We start from the raw sequence: 19,333 nt of genomic DNA on the forward strand, positions 1-19,333 counted from the left end.
CGATGAAATTACTCATTGTTGAAGACGACCTGTTATTACAGGAAGGTCTGGCGCTGGCGCTGGCCAACGAAGGATATGCGCTTGATTGTGCCGCCACTGCGGCAGAAGCTGACTCGCTGATTCAAAGCGGCGAGTACAGCCTGGTGATCCTGGATTTAGGGCTGCCCGATAAAGATGGCGCCACGTTGCTGAGCCAGTGGCGTCGCCGCGGCGTTGAAAATCCGGTGCTGATCCTGACAGCGCGCGATGCCCTCGCAGACCGAATCAATGGTCTCGACTCCGGCGCAGATGACTATCTGGTGAAACCCTTTGCCCTGGCCGAGCTACAGGCTCGCGTTCGGGCGCTGATTCGCCGCTATCAGGGGCACAGTGACAATCTGGTGACGGATGGCGATCTGACGCTGAATTTGCAAACCCAGCAGGTGATGCGTCATTCGCAGGCGGTCGAAGTCACTCCGAAAGAGTTCGCTCTGCTCACGCGGCTGATTATGCGCACCGGACAAACGGTGCACCGCGAAACTCTCCAGCAGGATATCTATTCCTGGCAGGACGATCCGGGATCAAACACCCTTGAGGTCCATATTCACAATCTGCGGCGCAAGCTCGGTAAAGACCGCATCAAAACCGTTCGCGGCGTGGGCTATCGCCTGGAGAGTCAAAAATGAACAGCATGCGTCGGCGATTGATGGTTTTGCTGGCGGTCATTCTGTTATTTTTCCAGTTGATTAGCGTGATTTGGCTGTGGCATGAAAGCCGCGAGCAAATTGGCTTTCTGGTGAGTGAAACCCTGTCGGCAAAATCGCGTAACCAACATGTCGAGAAGGAGATCCGCGAAGCCATAGCCTCGCTGCTGGTGCCTTCGCTGGTCATGGTCGGTTTTACCCTGCTCTTCTCCTTCTGGGCCATCACCTGGATTACGCGCCCGCTAAATAAATTGCGCGTCAGTCTCGCCAACCGCTCGGCGGATAATCTCACTCCCCTGCCTCTTTTTTCCGATATGGAAGAGATTGGAGCGGTGACTACGTCGCTGAATCAGCTGCTTGCGCGTCTGGACCACACCATCAAGCAGGAGCGCTTATTCACGGCTGACGCGGCCCATGAGCTTCGTACGCCACTGGCTGGTATCCGGCTTCATCTGGAACTCATGTCTCAGTCAGGCTCACCACAGGCTGCGACGCTGATTCATCGCATCGATCAGCTGATGCACACCGTCGAACAGCTGTTAATGCTGGCGCGAGCGGGGCAGGCAATGGCCAGCGGCCATTATGATACGGTCAACTGGAGTGAGCATATTATCGCGCCGCTGGCGTTAGAGCATGAGGCGAAAGAGCACAACGTCATCTGGCCGGTTCAAAGTCCACTGACCGTTCAGGGCGATCCGGTACTTCTGAGATTGATGCTGCGCAATCTGCTGGAGAATGCGGCGCGCTATAGCCCGGCGGGTACGACTATCACAGTCACGCTAACGGAGCACGACGAGGGCACCCAGGTCAGCGTTATCGATCAGGGGCCAGGCATCGACGAGGCGCATCGCCACTCGATTACCGAGCCGTTCCGTCGTCTCGACCAACGTTTTGGTGGCAGTGGGCTGGGGCTGAGTATTGTCCAGCGTATCGTGCAGCTGCACCTTGGCAATCTGACGCTGGAGAATGCGCCTGAGGGCGGGTTAATCGCCAGTTGCTGGCTGCCCTCCACGCTGAGCTAAAAAAAAGCCCCCTTCGAGAGGGGGCTTCTTAGCGGATCAGTGCTTGTAGATGAATTCGACACCTTCTTCGTCGTCTTCGTCCCAGTCATCATCCCAGTCTTCGTCATCTTCGACGTCAACTTCTTGTTCTTCGAGCTGCTGGCGATGATAGTCATCCCACATAAACTCAACTTTCTCAGGCCCTTTCACTTCTTCTGCCTGAGCAACTGGGTTTTCGATGATAAACGTCATCACATCCCAGCAAAGATCTTTCACGCCCATCTGGCTTGCCGCAGAGATCAGGTAGTATTTGTCTTCCCAACCCATTGCTTCAGCGATGGCTTTCGCTTTCGCTTCTGCTTCGGCTTTGTCCATCAGGTCGATCTTGTTAAAGACCAGCCAGCGCGGTTTAGCGGCCAGCTTATCGCTGTATTTTTCCAGCTCACCGATGATGATGCGCGCATTCTCAACCGGATCAGAACCGTCGATCGGATCGATATCGATGAGGTGCAACAGAACACGACAACGCTCAAGGTGTTTCAGGAAGCGAATACCGAGGCCTGCGCCTTCAGCCGCACCCGCAATCAGACCAGGGATATCGGCGACTACAAAGCTCTTTTCGTTATCCATTCGGACAACGCCGAGGCTTGGTACCAGCGTCGTAAACGGATAATCCGCCACTTTTGGTTTCGCCGCAGAGACCGCACGAATGAACGTCGATTTCCCGGCGTTTGGCATGCCCAGCATACCCACATCCGCCAGCAGCATCAGTTCCAGCTGCAGGTCGCGTTTATCGCCCGGCGTACCCATCGTTTTTTGACGCGGAGTACGGTTCACAGACGATTTGAAACGGCTGTTACCCAGACCGTGCCAGCCACCTTTTGCCACCATCAGACGCTGACCGTGTTTGGTCATGTCACCCATGGTCTCGCCCGTACCCTGATCGATAACACGCGTACCGACAGGCACTTTAATGGTGACGTCTTTGCCGCGTTTACCGGTACAGTCGCGGCTCTGACCATTCTGCCCACGCTCCGCGCGGAAAGATTTTTCAAAGCGGTAGTCGATCAGCGTGTTGAGGTTTTCATCCGCCTCTAACCACACGTCACCACCATCTCCACCGTCGCCGCCGTCAGGGCCGCCACGAGGAATGTATTTTTCACGGCGGAAGCTAACGCAACCATTACCGCCATCACCTGCAACAACCAGGATCGTTGCTTCATCAACAAACTTCATCTTACTCTCCGTAAATCATTCGCCTGAGCGGGGGACAACTACAACCGCTTCACTTTTGCGCCAACGTCCCCAAAGACGATGACCAATGGCGGAATACATCGCGCCCGCAACCACGACAAACGCACCGAGATAACCCAACAGGTTTAACATCGGTTTGACGAAGAAATCGGGCCAGGCCATTGATAACAAATCTGAAAATAACAGCGTAAACAGCGGCGTGAGTGTAATCAGGGCACTCACTTGTGCTGCCTGCCAGCGCGCCATCGCTTCGGCCAGCGCGCCATAACCGACCAGCGTGTTAAGCCCACAAAAAATGAGGCACGCCAGTTGCCAGTCGCTTAACTGAGTAATCACACCCGGTTTCGCCAACGGCAGTAGTGCTATCGTACACAAAGTGTACAGCAAAAAGAGGATCTGCTGTGAGGCAAGTCTGCGCAATAACACCTTTTGCGCGACGCCGTAGCTCACCCAGACCGTTGCTGCCCCGACGCCAAAAATCACACCCCAGGTGTAATCTGTCAGTCGGGTAAAGATCTCAATCAGGCTGGTGTTAAAGAACATCACCAGACCACACAGCAACATGATTGCCCCGATGATCTGTGTGCCACGCATCTTTTCCTTGAGGATAAAGACGCTGGCCACCATCATGCCAACCGGTGAAAGCTGACCAATCACCTGAGACGCGGTGGGACTTAAATACTGCAAGGAAGAGCTGAACAGAATGAAGTTACCGAACAGACCACCCGTCGCAATAGCCAGCAGCACCAGCCAGCGTGGTTTACGGAAAATCCGCAGCGGCGGCAGTTTGCCTTTTATCGCCAGAATCGCGCCAAGGCCGATACTGGCCATCAGAAAGCGATAAAACACCACTGTCGGCGGTTCCATCACTTCCAGGACCTGCTTCATTGCAATTGGCAACGCCCCCCAGCACACCGCTGTAGTGAGTGCCAGAAGAATGCCGATGCCAGCCTGCTGTTTCATGCCGGTTTTCCCTGCAGAAAATTTTCCGGGTTTTCAATGTAAAAAGCCCCGCAACACGTTGCGGGGCTTTAATCCGTTACCGGACCACGAAAAACTTACTCAGCAACGATGCTGATGTATTTACGGTTGTTCGGGCCTTTAACTTCAAATTTCACTTTACCGTCTGCTTTAGCAAACAGAGTGTGGTCACGACCGCAACCTACGTTGTTGCCAGCGTGGAATTTGGTACCACGTTGACGAACGATGATGCTACCCGCCAGAACAGATTCGCCACCGAAACGCTTAACGCCAAGACGTTTAGCTTCTGAGTCGCGACCGTTACGAGTTGAGCCGCCAGCCTTTTTATGTGCCATTTAAATCTCTCCTCAGGTCTTAGGCGCTGATGCCAGTAATTTTTACATCAGTGAACCACTGACGGTGGCCCTGCTGCTTACGGTAGTGTTTACGACGACGAAACTTAACGATTTTAACTTTCTCGCCACGACCATGAGCAACAACTTCAGCTTTAATCACGCCGCCATCAACGAAAGGAACGCCGATTTTGACTTCTTCACCGTTTGCGATCATCAGAACTTCAGCGAACTCAACAGCTTCGCCAGTTGCGATGTCCAGCTTTTCCAGGCGAATGGTCTGACCTTCGCTTACTCGGTGTTGTTTACCACCACTTTGGAAAACCGCGTACATATAGAACTCCGCTTCCGCGCACATCCTCGTGTGATTCAGAGTGCGCTATAAATATTCACAATAGGGCGCGAATATTACGCAAAACGCGAGCCTTTGACAAGTGCTACCATCAATACATGAAGAAAAAAAACACAACGCGTACGCTAACGTTTATCTGAGCCGTTTTTTCAGTACAATCAGCAATACTATTGATAAACCGAAACCTTCATTAGCCCAGTAGTCATGCGCTAAACAGAATAAGAAGCCCGGCTTTTGCGATGAATTTAGAAAAAATCAACGAGTTAACCGCGCAAGATATGGCGGGTGTGAATGCAGCAATCCTGGAGCAACTCAACTCTGATGTTCAACTCATCAATCAGTTGGGTTATTACATTGTCAGTGGCGGCGGTAAACGTATCCGCCCGATGATCGCCATCCTGGCCGCGAGAGCCATTGGCTATCAGGGAAATGATCACGTCAATATCGCGGCCCTGATTGAGTTTATCCACACAGCCACGCTGTTGCATGATGACGTGGTAGATGAATCCGATATGCGTCGCGGTAAAGCCACTGCGAACGCCGCCTTTGGCAACGCCGCCAGCGTTCTGGTCGGCGATTTTATCTATACCCGCGCCTTCCAGATGATGACGCGTCTCGGCTCGCTCAAAGTGCTGGAGGTGATGTCTGAAGCCGTGAACGTCATCGCTGAAGGCGAAGTGCTGCAGCTGATGAATGTCAACGACCCGGACATCACTGAAGAAAACTACATGCGCGTCATCTACAGTAAAACCGCGCGCCTGTTTGAAGCTGCGGCTCAGTGCTCCGGTATTCTTGCGGGCTGCACCGAGGCGCAGGAGCGGGGTCTGCAGGATTATGGCCGCTACCTGGGTACCGCGTTCCAGCTGATTGACGATCTGCTCGACTACAGCGCCGATGGCGAAACGCTGGGCAAAAACGTCGGAGACGACCTGAACGAAGGTAAACCGACCTTGCCGCTGCTGCACGCAATGCGTAACGGCACGCCAGAGCAGGCAAAGCTTATCCGCGAAGCGATTGAGCAAGGAAACGGCAGACATCTTCTGGAACCCGTACTGGAAACGATGGCGATCTGTGGATCGCTGGACTGGACGCGTCAGCGTGCAGAAGAAGAAGCCGACAAAGCTATTGCCGCTATTCAGGTTATCCCAGACAGCCCATGGCGAGATGCGCTAATCGGGCTGGCACACATCGCCGTTCAGCGCGATCGTTAAGTTCTTTTTTCTCCCCGCGGCATTCGCGGGGAGTTTCAATAAGTTCCCAAAACACCCCATCTTCCGTTACACATTCGGCTTACATGCCGTGTGTATAAACCCTTGTTATATTCTGAATGTTGCATCCTGTTATTCGAACTTTTTAGAACGACCGTTCGAAGAAGGTATAATCGCCATGTCAGTTCAGCCGAAATGACGTGGACGTATTTGAACCAGAGGACAGGATATGGATAAGAAATTTATCGACTGGCATTCGGCCGACATTATTGCCGCATTGCGCAAAAAAGGGACATCGCTGGCCGCCGAATCGCGACGAAGTGGATTAAGTTCTTCTACACTGGCTAACGCGTTAACCCGTCCGTGGCCCAAGGGAGAGTTGATCATTGCCAGTGCGCTGGAAACGCAGCCCTGGATTATCTGGCCCTCGCGTTACCACGATCCGATCACCCACGAATTTATCGACAGAACACGCATGATGCGCAAGAAGACAGAGGGAAAAGAGCGCCAGAACTGACGCTTTGACTCAGACAGGAACAGCAACCCCCCGGTCAATATTGGCAGGGGGCTGCGCGAACGATTACTCGCCCTTCACACGCTCGATATTTGCACCCAGCGCGCGCAGTTTGTCTTCAATACGCTCGTAGCCGCGATCGATATGATAGATACGATCCACAATCGTCGTCCCTTCCGCAATACAACCCGCCAGCACCAGGCTCGCAGATGCACGTAAATCCGTTGCCATTACCTGCGCACCAGAAAGCGTTGCTACACCGTGGCAGATAACTGTATTGCTCTCGATTTCTGCGTGTGCACCCATACGGATCAGTTCCGGTACGTGCATGAAGCGGTTTTCGAAAATGGTTTCAGTGATGAAGCCAGTCCCTTCCGCCACCAGGTTCAGCAGCGTGAATTGCGCCTGCATATCCGTCGGGAAAGCCGGGTGTGGTGCCGTACGCACGTTCACCGCTTTTGGACGGTTGCCGTGCATATCCAGGCTGATCCAGTCTTCCCCGATTTCGATATCCGCACCTGCGTCACGCAGTTTTGCCAGAACTGCATCCAGCGTGTCCGGCTGCGCGTTGCGGCAGATGATTTTGCCGCCAGAAATGGCAGCTGCAACCAGGAAAGTACCGGTCTCGATACGATCTGGCAGAACACGGTACACACCGCCGCCCAGGCGCTCAACGCCTTCGATGGTAATGCGATCGGTACCCTGCCCGGTGATCTTCGCACCCAGCGCCACGAGGAAGTTCGCGGTATCCACGATTTCCGGCTCACGCGCGGCGTTTTCGATAACCGTGGTCCCTTCAGCCAGCGTCGCCGCAGACATGATGGTAACGGTCGCGCCAACGCTCACTTTATCCATCACAATGTGCGCGCCTTTCAGACGGCCATTGACGGACGCTTTCACGTACCCTTCTTCCAGCTTGATCTCTGCGCCCAGTTTTTCCAGACCAAAGATGTGCAGGTCGACCGGACGCGCACCGATAGCACAGCCGCCCGGCAGAGAAACCTGGCCCTGACCAAAACGTGCCACCAGCGGGCCAAGCGCCCAGATGGATGCGCGCATGGTTTTTACCAGGTCGTACGGTGCGGAGAAGTTATTGACGTTGCTGGCATCGATCCACACGGAACCATTGCGCTCCACTTTGGTGCCCAGCTGAGTGAGCAACTTCATGGTGGTGTCGATATCTTTCAGTTTCGGTACGTTCTGGATTTCTACCGGCTCTTCCGCAAGCAGTGCAGCGAAGAGGATCGGCAGCGCAGCGTTTTTCGCGCCGGAAATTGTGACTTCGCCCTGGAGACGCGTAGGTCCCTGTACACGAAATTTGTCCATGATGTGCTCTCTTATGAATTCAACCGTGCTGCGGGCTAGACACCCTCAGCTCAAAAACCGTTTAGCTTGCGATCGCGTTCCCACTCTTGCGGGGTGTACGCTTTGATCGACAGAGCGTGAATGCGATTATCTGCAATGTATTCCATCAGCGGCGCGTAGACAGCCTGCTGTTTTTTCACACGGCTCATGCCGTCGAAAATCTCACCCACAGCAATAACCTGAAAGTGACTGCCATCGCCAGTGACGTGGACTTCCTGAAGGGAGAGTGCGTTCATCAGCACTGTCTGGATTTCATGATTTTCCATGGGTTCTAAATCATCGGGTAGTGAAACAAGCCCAACATCTTAGAGCAAAGTGACGCAGGCTTAAACAGGCAAAAAGCCCCGACGATGAAACAGTCGAGGCTTTCAGAAGTAACGCACTGAAAATATTAACGAGGTAAAACGTCTTCGGGCAGATTATAGAGCTGCACCAGCGTCAGCACCTTTTCGCTGACACCGCTTAACGTGACCGCCTGGCCCAGCTTTTTACCTTCAGCCACCAGATGGACCAGCAGCGCAACGCCTGCCGTATCCACACGGGTAACGTGGGTTAAATCGATAAGCTTAACGCCCTGCATGACGTCATGACGCACATCCCACAGGGGGTTCAGCAGATCCTGGTCAAGTTCACCGGACAGCGCGAGTTTGTCGCCTTCACGCGACCAGCTAAATGGCTGCGTCATTACTTTTTCTCGTCCAGCGAAATTTTCTGGCTGGAGATCGATTTCAGCTGTGCGGTCAGGCCATCAATACCTTTAGTACGCAGCAGATCGCTCCACTCGTTCTGTTTGGTCGTGATCATGCTCACCCCTTCGGCGATCATGTCATAGGCCTGCCAGTTGCCCGTCTGGGAATTTTTACGCCACTGGAAATCCAGGCGCACCGGAGGACGGCCGTTCGGATCGATAATGGTCACACGAATCGGTACGATGGTCGCGTCACCCAGCGGTTGTTCCGGAGCGATTTGATAGGTCTGGCCGTGGTACATCGCCAGCGCCTGGCCGTACGCCTGTTTCAGGTATTCACGGAAAGCGGCAAAGTAAGCATCGCGCTGCGCAGGAGTCGCATCTTTGTAATAACGGCCCAGCACCAGCGCACCCGCATATTTCACCTGCACATACGGCAGCAGTTCCTGATCCACCACATCACGCAGGTAATCCGGGTTTGCACGAATTTTAGGTTGCTCGTTTTTCAGGCGATCAAAGGTCTTCTGCGCCGCCTCATCCATCAGTTTATAGGGGTTGCTCTGATCCGCAGCAACAGCTGCACTCAACGGGGCAATCACCAGCATGGCAACCATTAACAGTCGTTTAATCATGAATTACTTCTCCTGAGATGAATTCGTCGTGCCAGGGGTCGGCGCGACGTCAGTTTGGCCTTCACTCTGTGCAGAGGTATCGTCGGATTTCTTATCATCTCCTTTACCGCTGTAAAGGAACTGACCAATCATATCTTCAAGCACCATGGCTGACTTCGTATCCTGAATCACGCCGCCGTCTTTAAGAATAGACGTTCCCAGCTCAGGATCTTCAAAGCCGACGTTCAGCGCCAGGTATTGCTCGCCCAGCAGACCGGACGTGCGGATAGACAGCGAACTGGTGTCCGGAATGTGGTTGTAGCGCTCTTCGATATCCATTTCGACGCGCGGCAGATAGGTTTTTTCATCCAGCGTGATGTCTGAAACGCGGCCAATCACCACACCGCCGATACGCACCGGCGAACGCGCCTTCAGACCACCAATATTATCGAAGGTCGCATAGAGACGATAAGTGGGTTCAGTCCGAATGGAGGTGATATCCGCCGCTCTGAGACAGATAAACAGCGCAGCCAGAAGTGCCAGCAGCAGAAACACACCTACCCAAATTTCACTTTTTCTTGTTTGCATGAACTCAATTCCCAAACATCAGTGCGGTGAGCACAAAATCCAGGCCAAGAACGGCCAGCGACGAATGAACCACAGTACGCGTTGTCGCGCGACTGATGCCCTCAGAAGTTGGTATCGCGTCATATCCGTTGAACAACGCAATCCAGGTCACAGTCACGGCGAATACCGCGCTCTTAATCAGGCAGTTCACCAGGTCCATGCGCAGATCGACGGCATCCTGCATTGCAGACCAGAAGAAACCGGCATCAATCCCTTTCCACTGCACGCCAACCAATGAACCGCCCCAGATACCGACGGCGACAAACAGAATGGTCAGCAGCGGCAGAGAGATCACCCCCGCCCAGAAACGCGGCGAGATCACGCGGCGCAGCGGGTCGACCGCCATCATCTCCATACTGGAGAGCTGTTCCGTCGCGCGCATCAGGCCAATTTCGGCGGTTAACGCGGAACCAGCGCGGCCAGCGAATAACAGTGCCGCCACCACCGGGCCAAGCTCACGCAGGAGCGAAAGCGCCACCAGCATACCGAGACTGGTTTCTGCGCTGTAGGTGGTCAGCACCAGATAGCCCTGCAGCCCCAGCACCATGCCGATAAACAGACCCGACACGATGATAATCAGCATCGACAGCACGCCGACATTATAGAGCTGACGAATCAGCAACGGGGAGTGTTTGCGGAATTCCGGCTTACCCACCAGCGCATTGAACAACATCAACCCGGCACGCCCGAACGTCCTGATGGTTTTTATGCCACGGTGTCCAAGGGCGGCCAACGCATTTAACAGCATCAGCGGCTTAACTCCCTATTCCCAGTAAATCGTGATGATAGTCACCCGCCGGATAACGGAACGGCACAGGACCATCCGCTATCCCGTCGAGGAACTGGCGAACGCGCGGGTCACTGTTGTTCTGCAGCGCCTGAGCACCGCCGTGGGCGACGATCTTTTTATCCGCCACAATATAGGCGTAATCCGCGATGCTCAGTACCTCTGGCACATCGTGTGATACCACAATGCATGTGACACCCAGCGAGCTGTTCAGTTCTGAAATCAATTTCACCAGCACGCCCATGGTAATCGGGTCCTGGCCGACGAAAGGTTCATCGAACATGATTAAATCGGGTTCGAGCGCAATCGCACGCGCCAGTGCGGCACGACGCGCCATCCCGCCGGAAAGCTCCGACGGCATCAGTTTGGCCGCCCCGCGCAATCCCACGGCTTCCAGCTTCATCATCACCGTCGTTTTCAACAGTTCCGGGGAGAGACGCGTATGCTCGCGCAGCGGATAGGCGACGTTATCAAAGACGTTCATGTCGGTGAATAGCGCGCCAGACTGAAACAGCATGCTCATCCGTTTACGGACGGTATAAAGGCGTGAGCGCGACATCTGCGGGACATTTTCACCGTCAAAAAGGATTTCACCGCGGTCCGGTGGGATCTGCCCACCAATCAGACGCAGCAGTGTGGTTTTGCCGATACCGGATGGCCCCATGATCGCGGTGATCTTACCCCGCGGCACCGTCAGCGTGATGTTTTCGAATATCAATCGGTTAGCGCGCGAGAAGCTGACGTCACGGACGTCGACTAAATTCGCCATCGTTTGGCTCATTTAACGTTCCTTTCTTTCCCATCAAGGTTAAGCATGGCGCTTAATTCAGCCTTAAACCCGACATTTTTGCAGATAATTATCCGCTCAGGTTAGCGAAAGCTGGCATTTGTTTTACTTTTCCGGCGCATAAAGTCAAAATTAGGAATTCGTTACGTCTACAGACTGCATGCGGCGCCAGAGATTCATTCTCAGTGGACCGGCGAGTATACCTGAATAAAGGATTTTTGATGCTTTTAGCAACGGCACTGTTAATAATTGGTTTACTTCTGGTGGTCTACAGTGCTGACCGTTTGGTTTTCGCCGCATCCATCCTGTGCAGACTCTTTGGGATACCGCCGCTGATTATTGGCATGACGGTGGTGAGCGTCGGCACATCGCTTCCGGAAATTATTGTCTCTGTTTCCGCGTCGCTCCATGGCCAGGTCGATCTCGCCATTGGTACCGCGATCGGCTCAAATATCGTTAATATTTTATTGATCCTGGGCCTTGCCGCACTGCTGCATCCATTTCGCGTGGATTCTGATGTTCTGCGCCGCGAATTGCCGCTAATGTTAATTGTCAGCCTGCTGGCAGGCTATGTGCTTTATGATGGGCAACTGACCTTCGACGACGGTATTTTACTGCTGGCGCTGGCGATCATCTGGCTGCTCTATATTGTCAAGATTGCCCGACTGGCGGAAAAACAGGGGAATGATAGCCTGACGCGTGAGCAGGTGGCTGAACTTCCGCGTGAAGGCACTCTGCCCGTTGCCCTGCTGTGGCTTGGCGTGGCGCTGATTATTATGCCGATGGCCACCCGCATGGTCGTCGACAACGCCACGGTACTGGCCAACTACTTCGCGATTAGCGAACTGACGATTGGCCTGACGGTAATTGCGATCGGTACCAGCCTGCCAGAACTGGCCACGGCGATCGCGGGCGCACGGAAAGGCGAAGGTGATATTGCAATTGGCAATATCATTGGCTCGAATATCTTCAACATCGCTATCGTTATGGGTTTACCCGCACTGATTGCGCCAGGGGCATTTAACCCGCTGGCCTTCTCCCGCGATTACGGTGTGATGCTGTTCGTCAGCGTGATTTTCGCCCTGCTCTGCTGGCGGCGGAAGCAGCAAATAGGCAAAGGGGCGGGCGCCTTGCTGACAGGTGGTTTTATCGTATGGATGGCGATGCTGTACTGGCTGTCGCCTCTTCTCTCTGGGTAAACGGAAACGCATTATGTCGCAAATAGAATTGCAGCCGGGTTTTGACTTTCAGAAAGCAGGCAAAAAAGTTCTGGAGATTGAACGTGAAGGTCTGGCGCAGTTAGATCAATACATAAATCAGGACTTTAGTCAGGCATGTGAGCAAATTGCCGCCTGCACCGGTAAAGTCGTGGTGATGGGGATGGGCAAATCCGGTCACATCGGTCGTAAGATGGCCGCGACCTTCGCCAGTACCGGAACGTCGTCCTTCTTCGTCCATCCGGGTGAAGCCGCCCATGGCGATCTCGGAATGGTCACGCCGCAGGACGTGGTGATTGCGCTGTCTAACTCCGGTGAATCCAACGAAATCCTGGCGCTGATCCCGGTGCTCAAGCGTCTGCACGTTCCCCTCATTTGCATGACCAGTCGCCCGGAGAGCAGCATGGCGCGTGCGGCGGATATTCACCTGTGTGTGAAAGTCCCGCAAGAGGCCTGCCCGCTCGGCCTGGCGCCGACGTCCAGCACCACTGCGGCGCTGGTGATGGGCGATGCCCTCGCCGTGGCGCTGCTCGAAGCGCGTGGTTTTACCCCCGAAGATTTTGCCCTCTCTCACCCAGGCGGTGCGTTGGGACGTAAACTTCTGCTGCGCGTGAATGATATTATGCACACCGGCACGGAAATCCCGCACGTCAGCAAAGATGCCTCGCTGCGTGATGCGCTGCTGGAAATCACCCGTAAAAATCTCGGTATGACGGTCATTTGCGACGACCTGATGAAGATCGAAGGCATCTTCACCGACGGTGATTTGCGTCGCGTCTTTGATATGGGCGTTGACGTGCGCACGCTGGGCATTGCAGATGTGATGACCCCCGGCGGAATTCGGGTCCGGCCTGGTACGCTGGCGGTGGAAGTTTTGAACCTGATGCAATCCCGTCATATTACCTCAGCCATGGTTGCCGATGGCGACCAACTGCTGGGTGTGGTACATATGCATGATCTTCTGCGCGCAGGCGTAGTGTAATGAAGGATAAGACAATGAGTAATGCGGGTGCATCCCTTGCAACCTGTTATGGCCCGGTCACTACGCAGATGATGGCAAAGGCGGAAAACATCCGTCTGCTTATTCTGGATGTGGATGGTGTACTGTCCGATGGCTTAATTTTTATGGGCAATAACGGCGAAGAGCTGAAGGCATTCAACGTGCGCGACGGCTACGGAATTCGCTGTGCGATCACATCCGGCATCGAAGTTGCTATCATCACCGGGCGTAAGGCTAAACTGGTAGAAGATCGCTGCGAAACATTAGGCATTACCCATTTGTATCAGGGGCAATCCGACAAAATGGTCGCGTTCCGGGATTTGCTGGCGAAGCTTGCCATCGCCCCAAAAAATGTCGCCTACGTTGGAGACGATCTGATCGACTGGCCGGTCATGGCTGAAGTCGGGTTGAGCATCGCCGTGGCGGATGCCCATCCTCTGCTGATCCCGCGCGCTGACTATGTCACCCGGATCAACGGCGGTCGCGGCGCCGTTCGTGAAGTCTGCGATTTGTTACTGCTGGCGCAGGGCAAGCTTGATGAGGCCAAAGGGCAATCGATATGAGTAAAACCAGACGTTGGGTTATCATTCTGCTTTCACTGGCCGTACTGGTTCTGATTGGCGTGAATCTCGCCGACCAGGACGACACGCCGGATGAAGTGGTCAGCACCAATGATCCAACCTACAAAAGCGACCACAGCGACACCGTGGTTTACAGCCCTGAAGGCGCCCTGAACTATCGCCTGATTGCGCAGCATGTAGAGTATTTTTCCGATGATGGCATCTCGTGGTTCACCCGACCGGTGATGACCACATTTGATACCAACAAAATTCCGACGTGGTCGATTAAATCTGACAGAGCAAAATTGACGAATGACCGTATGCTTTATTTGTATGGTCATGTTGAAGTCAACGCCCTGACGCCAGATTCTCAACTGCGCAAAATTACTACGGATAATGCCCAGATCAACCTGGTCACCCAGGATGTCACGTCTCAGGATCTGGTGACGTTATACGGCACAACATTTAATTCCAGCGGTCTAAGAATGCGCGGGAACTTACGCAGCAAAAACGCCGAGCTGATTGAAAAGGTTAGAACCTCCTATGAAATTCAAAACAAACAAACTCAGCCTTAACTTTATCATTGCCAGCGCGCTGCTGGCCGCCAGTCTCCCCGCGCTTGCTGTTACGGGCGACACTGAGCAGCCTATCCATATCGAATCTGACACTCAGTCGCTTGATATGCAGGGTAACGTCGTGACCTTTACCGGCAACGTCGTCATGACCCAGGGCACGATCAAAATCAATGCCGACAAAGTGGTTGTCACCCGTCCGGGCGGCGAGCAGGGCAAAGAGATTATTGATGGCTACGGTAATCCGGCCACCTTCTATCAGATGCAGGATAACGGCAAGCCGGTGAAAGGCCGCGCCTCTCATATGCACTACGAGCTGGCTAAAGATCTCGTCATCCTGACCGGCAATGCCTATCTGGAACAGCTGGATAGCAACATCACCGGCGATAAGATCACCTATCTGGTGAAAGAGCAGAAAATGCAGGCTTTCAGCGAAAAAGGTAAGCGCGTCACTACCGTTCTGGTTCCGTCTCAGCTGCAGGACAAGAACAAAGACCAGGCCCCGGCACAGAAAAAGAGTAACTAATTCGTTATGGCAACATTAACTGCAAAGAACCTCGCCAAAGCCTATAAAGGCCGCCGCGTCGTGGAAGATGTCAGTCTGACCGTAAACTCCGGCGAAATCGTAGGCCTGTTAGGCCCAAACGGTGCGGGCAAAACCACCACCTTTTACATGGTGGTCGGCATCGTTTCACGCGATGCGGGCAACATTATCATTGATGATGAAGACATCAGCTTGCTGCCACTGCATGCGCGCGCGCGTCGTGGTATTGGCTATCTGCCGCAGGAGGCGTCGATTTTCCGCCGTCTGAGCGTGTTCGACAACCTGATGGCCGTGCTGCAAATCCGTGATGATTTGACCTCCGAGCAGCGTCAGGATCGTGCTAACGAACTGATGGAAGAGTTCCACATCGAACATCTGCGCGACAGCCTCGGTCAGGCGCTCTCCGGTGGTGAACGCCGCCGCGTGGAAATCGCCCGTGCGCTTGCCGCGAATCCAAAATTTATCCTGCTGGATGAACCTTTTGCGGGCGTTGACCCTATCTCCGTCATCGACATCAAACGTATTATCGAGCATTTGCGCGACAGCGGCCTCGGTGTGCTCATCACGGACCACAACGTACGTGAAACGCTGGCAGTTTGTGAACGCGCTTATATCGTCAGCCAGGGCCATTTAATCGCCCACGGCACGCCACTCGAAATCCTCGAAGACGAGCATGTGAAGCGTGTGTACCTTGGGGAAGACTTCAGACTCTGATAGGGTAGAGGTTAAGTCACGCCAAAGCGGGGAAAAACGCTCTGAACATGAAGCAAGGTTTGCAATTACGGCTCAGCCAGCAACTGGCGATGACGCCACAGCTACAACAGGCGATTCGTCTGTTGCAGCTGTCCACGTTAGAACTTCAGCAGGAACTCCAGCAGGCGCTGGACAGTAACCCCCTGCTGGAGCAAACCGATCTTCATGACGAGGTTGATACCCAGGAAAAGCAGGACACCGAATCGCTTGATACAGCAGACGCTCTTGAACAAAAAGAGATGCCGGACGAGCTACCGCTGGACGCCAGCTGGGATGAAATCTACACCGCCGGAACCCCTTCCGGGACGCGTGCAGATTACCAGGATGACGAGCTACCGGTCTATCAGGGCGAAACCACCCAGTCCCTGCAGGATTATCTGATGTGGCAGGTGGAGCTGACGCCATTCACCGAAACCGATCGCGCGATTGCTACCTCGATTGTCGATGCCGTGGATGACACCGGCTATTTGACCGTTTCTCTGGAAGATATTCTGGAGAGCGTCGGGAATGGCGATATCGATCTCGATGAGATCGAAGCGGTGCTAAAACGCATCCAGCGCTTTGACCCAGTCGGCGTGGCGGCGAAAGATCTGCGTGATTGCCTGTTGATTCAGCTGTCGCAGTTTGCGAAAGAGACGCCGTGGATCGACGAAGCGCGGTTGATCATCAGCGATCACCTCGATTTGCTGGCGAATCACGACTTCCGCTCGCTGATGCGCGTTACCCGCCTGAAAGAAGATGTGCTGAAAGAGGCGGTGAATCTGATTCAGTCCCTCGATCCACGCCCCGGACAGTCGATCCAGACCAGCGAACCCGAGTACGTGATCCCTGACGTTCTGGTACGCAAACACAATGGCCGCTGGGCCGTTGAACTGAATTCCGACAGCATTCCTCGCCTGCAAATCAATCAGCAATACGCCTCCATGTGCACCAGCGTGCGCAACGACTCCGACAATCAATATATTCGTAGCAATCTTCAGGAAGCGCGCTGGCTGATCAAAAGCCTTGAGAGCCGAAATGATACGCTGCTACGGGTGAGTCGTTGCATCGTCGAACAGCAGCAGGCGTTTTTCGATCAGGGCGAAGAGTTTATGAAACCGATGGTGCTGGCGGATATCGCCCAGGCCGTCGAGATGCACGAATCGACCATTTCGCGCGTGACTACGCAGAAGTATCTGCACAGCCCGCGCGGTATTTTTGAGCTTAAGTATTTCTTCTCCAGCCATGTGAATACCGAAGGCGGTGGCGAAGCCTCGTCAACGGCCATTCGCGCACTGGTGAAGAAGTTGATCGCCGCGGAAAACCCCGCGAAGCCACTGAGTGACAGTAAGTTAACCACCATGCTGTCCGACCAGGGTATTATGGTGGCACGTCGTACTGTTGCGAAGTATCGAGAGTCTTTATCCATTCCGCCGTCTAACCAGCGTAAACAACTGGTTTGACACAACCGATAAGGAAGACACTATGCAGCTCAACATCACAGGACAGAATGTCGAGATCACTGAAGCCTTGCGTGATTTTGTGAATACAAAATTCGCCAAACTGGAGCAGTATTTCGAGAGGATCAATCAGGTCTACATTGTGTTAAAAGTGGAGAAAGTGACTCATATCTCGGACGCAACCCTGCATGTCAACGGGGGCGAAATTCATGCCAGTGCGGAAGGGCAAGACATGTATGCGGCTATCGACGGCTTGATTGACAAGCTGGCACGACAGCTTAATAAACATAAAGATAAACTGAAACAACACTAATTGTCCGGGCAGTTAACGGGTGCAGGGCGGCCTGTTGTCAAACACAACAGGCCATTTGTACAGTTAGCGCTTAGGTGAAATTATGATGAACAACGATTCCTCGCTTCAATTGAGTAATGTCCTTAACCAGGAATGTACCCGCAGTGGCGTTCACTGTCAGAGCAAAAAACGGGCTCTGGAAATTATCAGTGAACTGGCTGCAAAACAGTTAAGCCTGCCGCCTCAGGTGGTATTCGAGGCCATTCTGACCCGTGAAAAAATGGGCAGTACCGGCATCGGCAATGGCATCGCCATTCCGCATGGCAAACTGGAAGAAGACACATTACGCGCCGTGGGCGTTTTTGTGCAGCTTGAAACGCCTATCGCTTTTGATGCGATTGATAACCAGCCGGTTGATTTGCTTTTCGCTCTGCTGGTGCCTGCTGACCAGACGAAAACCCATTTGCATACGCTTTCTCTGGTCGCAAAACGTCTGGCGGATAAAACAATTTGCCGCCGTCTGCGCGCAGCCCAAAGTGATGAAGAGCTGTACCAAATTATCACCGAAGCGGAAGGCAATCAGGATGATGCGTAACCAGGAGATGGCCTTCACATCTGCAGTCGTGAGGAGAAACGGAACATGGTGCTGATGATCGTCAGCGGTCGTTCAGGCTCGGGGAAATCCGTGGCCCTGCGAGCGCTCGAAGATATGGGATTTTACTGCGTCGACAACCTTCCGGTTGTCCTGCTGCCCGACCTGGCGCGAACGCTTGCTGACCGGCAGATCTCTGCGGCGGTCAGTATCGACGTGCGCAACATGCCGGAATCCCCGGAAATCTTTGAAGAGGCGATGAACAGCCTGCCGGATAACTTCACGCCGCAGCTGCTGTTCCTTGACGCTGACCGTAACACGCTAATCCGTCGCTACAGTGACACCCGTCGTTTACACCCCCTTTCCAGCAAGAATCTGTCGCTTGAAAGTGCCATCGACGAAGAGAGCGATCTGCTGGAACCGCTGCGTTCCCGTGCAGATCTGATCGTCGATACCTCTGAAATGTCCGTGCATGAGCTGGCAGAAATGCTGCGTACCCGCCTGTTGGGTAAACGCGAGCGCGAGCTGACCATGGTGTTCGAATCCTTTGGCTTCAAACACGGCATTCCAATCGATGCGGATTATGTGTTCGACGTACGATTCCTGCCGAACCCGCACTGGGACCCGAAACTGCGTCCAATGACCGGTCTGGACAAGCCCGTGGCGGCATTCCTCGATCGTCACACAGAAGTTCACAATTTTATCTACCAGACGCGAAGCTACCTTGAGCTATGGTTACCTATGCTGGAAACCAACAATCGTAGCTACCTGACGGTCGCAATTGGTTGTACCGGCGGTAAACATCGTTCGGTGTATATAGCCGAACAGCTGGCTGATTACTTCCGCTCACGCGGTAAAAACGTTCAGTCTCGTCATCGCACGCTGGAAAAACGTAAAACATGACCGTAAAACATACCGTTGAGATCACCAACAAGCTGGGCATGCATGCACGCCCGGCGATGAAACTGTTTGAACTGATGCAAGGATTTGATGCGGAAGTGCTGCTGCGTAACGATGAAGGCACAGAAGCAGAAGCCAACAGCGTGATTGCGCTGCTGATGCTGGATTCCGCAAAGGGCCGACAGATTGAAGTGGAAGCGACCGGTCCGCAGGAAGTCGAAGCGCTGGCTGCGGTCGTCGCGCTGTTCAACGCCGGATTTGATGAGGACTAAGT

Annotated in this window: 26 protein-coding genes; 15 read left to right on the forward strand and 11 right to left on the reverse strand. The window is 53.8% G+C overall.

From position 1 onward, the window contains the following. The first annotated feature begins 2 nt into the window (after positions 1-2). Positions 3-665 carry a two-component system response regulator PmrA gene (gene pmrA, locus OVA10_RS00335; RefSeq protein ID WP_102105486.1) on the forward strand — a complete coding sequence of 221 codons (663 nt, stop codon included), beginning with the start codon at positions 3-5 and terminating at the stop codon, positions 663-665. After that, positions 662-1,705, forward strand: coding sequence for a two-component system sensor histidine kinase PmrB (gene pmrB, locus OVA10_RS00340; protein WP_268194833.1), 1,044 nt, complete (start codon positions 662-664; stop codon positions 1,703-1,705). The genes pmrA and pmrB overlap by 4 nt, the downstream gene beginning before the upstream one ends. A gap of 36 nt (positions 1,706-1,741) precedes the next feature. On the opposite strand, the gene cgtA is transcribed toward pmrB, so the two are convergent. The 4 genes from cgtA to rplU all read right to left on the reverse strand — a co-directional run bounded on the left by cgtA (position 1,742) and on the right by rplU (position 4,585). Further along, on the reverse strand, positions 1,742-2,920 hold the full coding sequence (cgtA, locus tag OVA10_RS00345) for an Obg family GTPase CgtA (RefSeq protein WP_100778742.1): 1,179 nt from the start codon (positions 2,918-2,920) through the stop codon (positions 1,742-1,744). Positions 2,921-2,935: 15 nt separating this feature from the next. Continuing rightward, positions 2,936-3,901: a DMT family transporter gene (locus tag OVA10_RS00350; protein ID WP_100778741.1), complete on the reverse strand. Its 966-nt coding sequence runs from the start codon at positions 3,899-3,901 to the stop codon at positions 2,936-2,938. Positions 3,902-3,996: 95 nt separating this feature from the next. After that, positions 3,997-4,254, reverse strand: a complete 258-nt coding sequence (gene rpmA / locus OVA10_RS00355; RefSeq protein WP_004385076.1) for a 50S ribosomal protein L27 — start codon at positions 4,252-4,254, stop codon at positions 3,997-3,999. Between the two features lie 19 nt (positions 4,255-4,273). Then, positions 4,274-4,585 carry a 50S ribosomal protein L21 gene (gene rplU, locus OVA10_RS00360; protein ID WP_095284390.1) on the reverse strand — a complete coding sequence of 104 codons (312 nt, stop codon included), beginning with the start codon at positions 4,583-4,585 and terminating at the stop codon, positions 4,274-4,276. A gap of 257 nt (positions 4,586-4,842) precedes the next feature. On the opposite strand from rplU, the gene ispB reads away from it, so the two are divergent. After that, positions 4,843-5,814 (forward strand): octaprenyl diphosphate synthase, encoded by a 972-nt coding sequence (ispB, locus tag OVA10_RS00365; protein WP_102105489.1) that lies wholly within the window; start codon positions 4,843-4,845, stop codon positions 5,812-5,814. 226 nt (positions 5,815-6,040) lie between these two features. Beyond that, complete coding sequence (sfsB, locus tag OVA10_RS00370) at positions 6,041-6,328, forward strand: DNA-binding transcriptional regulator SfsB (protein ID WP_100778739.1); 288 nt, start codon at positions 6,041-6,043, stop codon at positions 6,326-6,328. 63 nt (positions 6,329-6,391) lie between these two features. Here sfsB and murA read toward each other — a convergent pair whose 3' ends face one another. From murA to mlaF, 7 genes are all read right to left on the reverse strand, one after another. After that, on the reverse strand, positions 6,392-7,651 hold the full coding sequence (murA, locus tag OVA10_RS00375) for a UDP-N-acetylglucosamine 1-carboxyvinyltransferase (protein ID WP_100778738.1): 1,260 nt from the start codon (positions 7,649-7,651) through the stop codon (positions 6,392-6,394). Between the two features lie 50 nt (positions 7,652-7,701). Next, positions 7,702-7,956: a BolA family iron metabolism protein IbaG gene (ibaG, locus tag OVA10_RS00380; protein WP_100778737.1), complete on the reverse strand. Its 255-nt coding sequence runs from the start codon at positions 7,954-7,956 to the stop codon at positions 7,702-7,704. Positions 7,957-8,081: 125 nt separating this feature from the next. Further along, entirely contained in the window at positions 8,082-8,375 is a 294-nt protein-coding gene (gene mlaB, locus OVA10_RS00385; protein WP_181826916.1) for a lipid asymmetry maintenance protein MlaB, read from the reverse strand. After that, a complete protein-coding gene (gene mlaC, locus OVA10_RS00390; RefSeq protein ID WP_100778735.1) occupies positions 8,375-9,010 on the reverse strand; it encodes a phospholipid-binding protein MlaC in 636 nt (211 codons plus the stop codon). Before mlaC ends, mlaB begins: the two co-directional genes overlap by 1 nt. A gap of 3 nt (positions 9,011-9,013) precedes the next feature. Further along, the gene (gene mlaD, locus OVA10_RS00395) at positions 9,014-9,577 is read right to left on the reverse strand and encodes an outer membrane lipid asymmetry maintenance protein MlaD (RefSeq protein ID WP_100780811.1); all 564 of its coding nucleotides are present in this window, start codon (positions 9,575-9,577) and stop codon (positions 9,014-9,016) included. Between the two features lie 4 nt (positions 9,578-9,581). Then, positions 9,582-10,364 (reverse strand): lipid asymmetry maintenance ABC transporter permease subunit MlaE, encoded by a 783-nt coding sequence (gene mlaE, locus OVA10_RS00400; RefSeq protein WP_100778734.1) that lies wholly within the window; start codon positions 10,362-10,364, stop codon positions 9,582-9,584. A gap of 7 nt (positions 10,365-10,371) precedes the next feature. Next, complete coding sequence (gene mlaF / locus OVA10_RS00405) at positions 10,372-11,184, reverse strand: phospholipid ABC transporter ATP-binding protein MlaF (RefSeq protein WP_100778733.1); 813 nt, start codon at positions 11,182-11,184, stop codon at positions 10,372-10,374. A 227-nt stretch (positions 11,185-11,411) separates the two neighbouring features. On the opposite strand from mlaF, the gene OVA10_RS00410 reads away from it, so the two are divergent. The 11 genes from OVA10_RS00410 (at position 11,412) to npr (ending at position 19,331) form a co-directional block, all read left to right on the forward strand. Next, the gene (locus OVA10_RS00410; protein WP_102105490.1) at positions 11,412-12,389 is read left to right on the forward strand and encodes a calcium/sodium antiporter; all 978 of its coding nucleotides are present in this window, start codon (positions 11,412-11,414) and stop codon (positions 12,387-12,389) included. Between the two features lie 13 nt (positions 12,390-12,402). Beyond that, positions 12,403-13,389 carry an arabinose-5-phosphate isomerase KdsD gene (gene kdsD / locus OVA10_RS00415; RefSeq protein WP_248859225.1) on the forward strand — a complete coding sequence of 329 codons (987 nt, stop codon included), beginning with the start codon at positions 12,403-12,405 and terminating at the stop codon, positions 13,387-13,389. A gap of 14 nt (positions 13,390-13,403) precedes the next feature. Further along, positions 13,404-13,970 (forward strand): 3-deoxy-manno-octulosonate-8-phosphatase KdsC, encoded by a 567-nt coding sequence (gene kdsC, locus OVA10_RS00420; protein WP_268195352.1) that lies wholly within the window; start codon positions 13,404-13,406, stop codon positions 13,968-13,970. Then, positions 13,967-14,542, forward strand: coding sequence for an LPS export ABC transporter periplasmic protein LptC (gene lptC, locus OVA10_RS00425; protein ID WP_100778729.1), 576 nt, complete (start codon positions 13,967-13,969; stop codon positions 14,540-14,542). The genes kdsC and lptC overlap by 4 nt, the downstream gene beginning before the upstream one ends. Beyond that, positions 14,511-15,065 (forward strand): lipopolysaccharide ABC transporter substrate-binding protein LptA, encoded by a 555-nt coding sequence (gene lptA / locus OVA10_RS00430; protein WP_100778728.1) that lies wholly within the window; start codon positions 14,511-14,513, stop codon positions 15,063-15,065. Before lptC ends, lptA begins: the two co-directional genes overlap by 32 nt. A 6-nt stretch (positions 15,066-15,071) precedes the next feature. After that, positions 15,072-15,797, forward strand: coding sequence for an LPS export ABC transporter ATP-binding protein (gene lptB, locus OVA10_RS00435; RefSeq protein ID WP_100778727.1), 726 nt, complete (start codon positions 15,072-15,074; stop codon positions 15,795-15,797). A gap of 47 nt (positions 15,798-15,844) precedes the next feature. After that, positions 15,845-17,278, forward strand: coding sequence for an RNA polymerase factor sigma-54 (rpoN, locus tag OVA10_RS00440; RefSeq protein WP_100778726.1), 1,434 nt, complete (start codon positions 15,845-15,847; stop codon positions 17,276-17,278). Positions 17,279-17,300: 22 nt separating this feature from the next. Next, positions 17,301-17,588: a ribosome hibernation promoting factor gene (hpf, locus tag OVA10_RS00445; protein WP_100778725.1), complete on the forward strand. Its 288-nt coding sequence runs from the start codon at positions 17,301-17,303 to the stop codon at positions 17,586-17,588. 82 nt (positions 17,589-17,670) lie between these two features. Next, complete coding sequence (gene ptsN, locus OVA10_RS00450; protein ID WP_100778724.1) at positions 17,671-18,162, forward strand: PTS IIA-like nitrogen regulatory protein PtsN; 492 nt, start codon at positions 17,671-17,673, stop codon at positions 18,160-18,162. Between the two features lie 45 nt (positions 18,163-18,207). Further along, positions 18,208-19,062: an RNase adapter RapZ gene (rapZ, locus tag OVA10_RS00455; RefSeq protein ID WP_100778723.1), complete on the forward strand. Its 855-nt coding sequence runs from the start codon at positions 18,208-18,210 to the stop codon at positions 19,060-19,062. Then, complete coding sequence (npr, locus tag OVA10_RS00460) at positions 19,059-19,331, forward strand: PTS phosphocarrier protein NPr (RefSeq protein WP_095283587.1); 273 nt, start codon at positions 19,059-19,061, stop codon at positions 19,329-19,331. Before rapZ ends, npr begins: the two co-directional genes overlap by 4 nt. The last annotated feature ends 2 nt before the right edge of the window (positions 19,332-19,333 follow it).

Source organism: Lelliottia sp. SL45 (assembly GCF_026672535.1).
Taxonomy (GTDB): Bacteria; Pseudomonadota; Gammaproteobacteria; order Enterobacterales; family Enterobacteriaceae; genus Enterobacter; species Enterobacter nimipressuralis.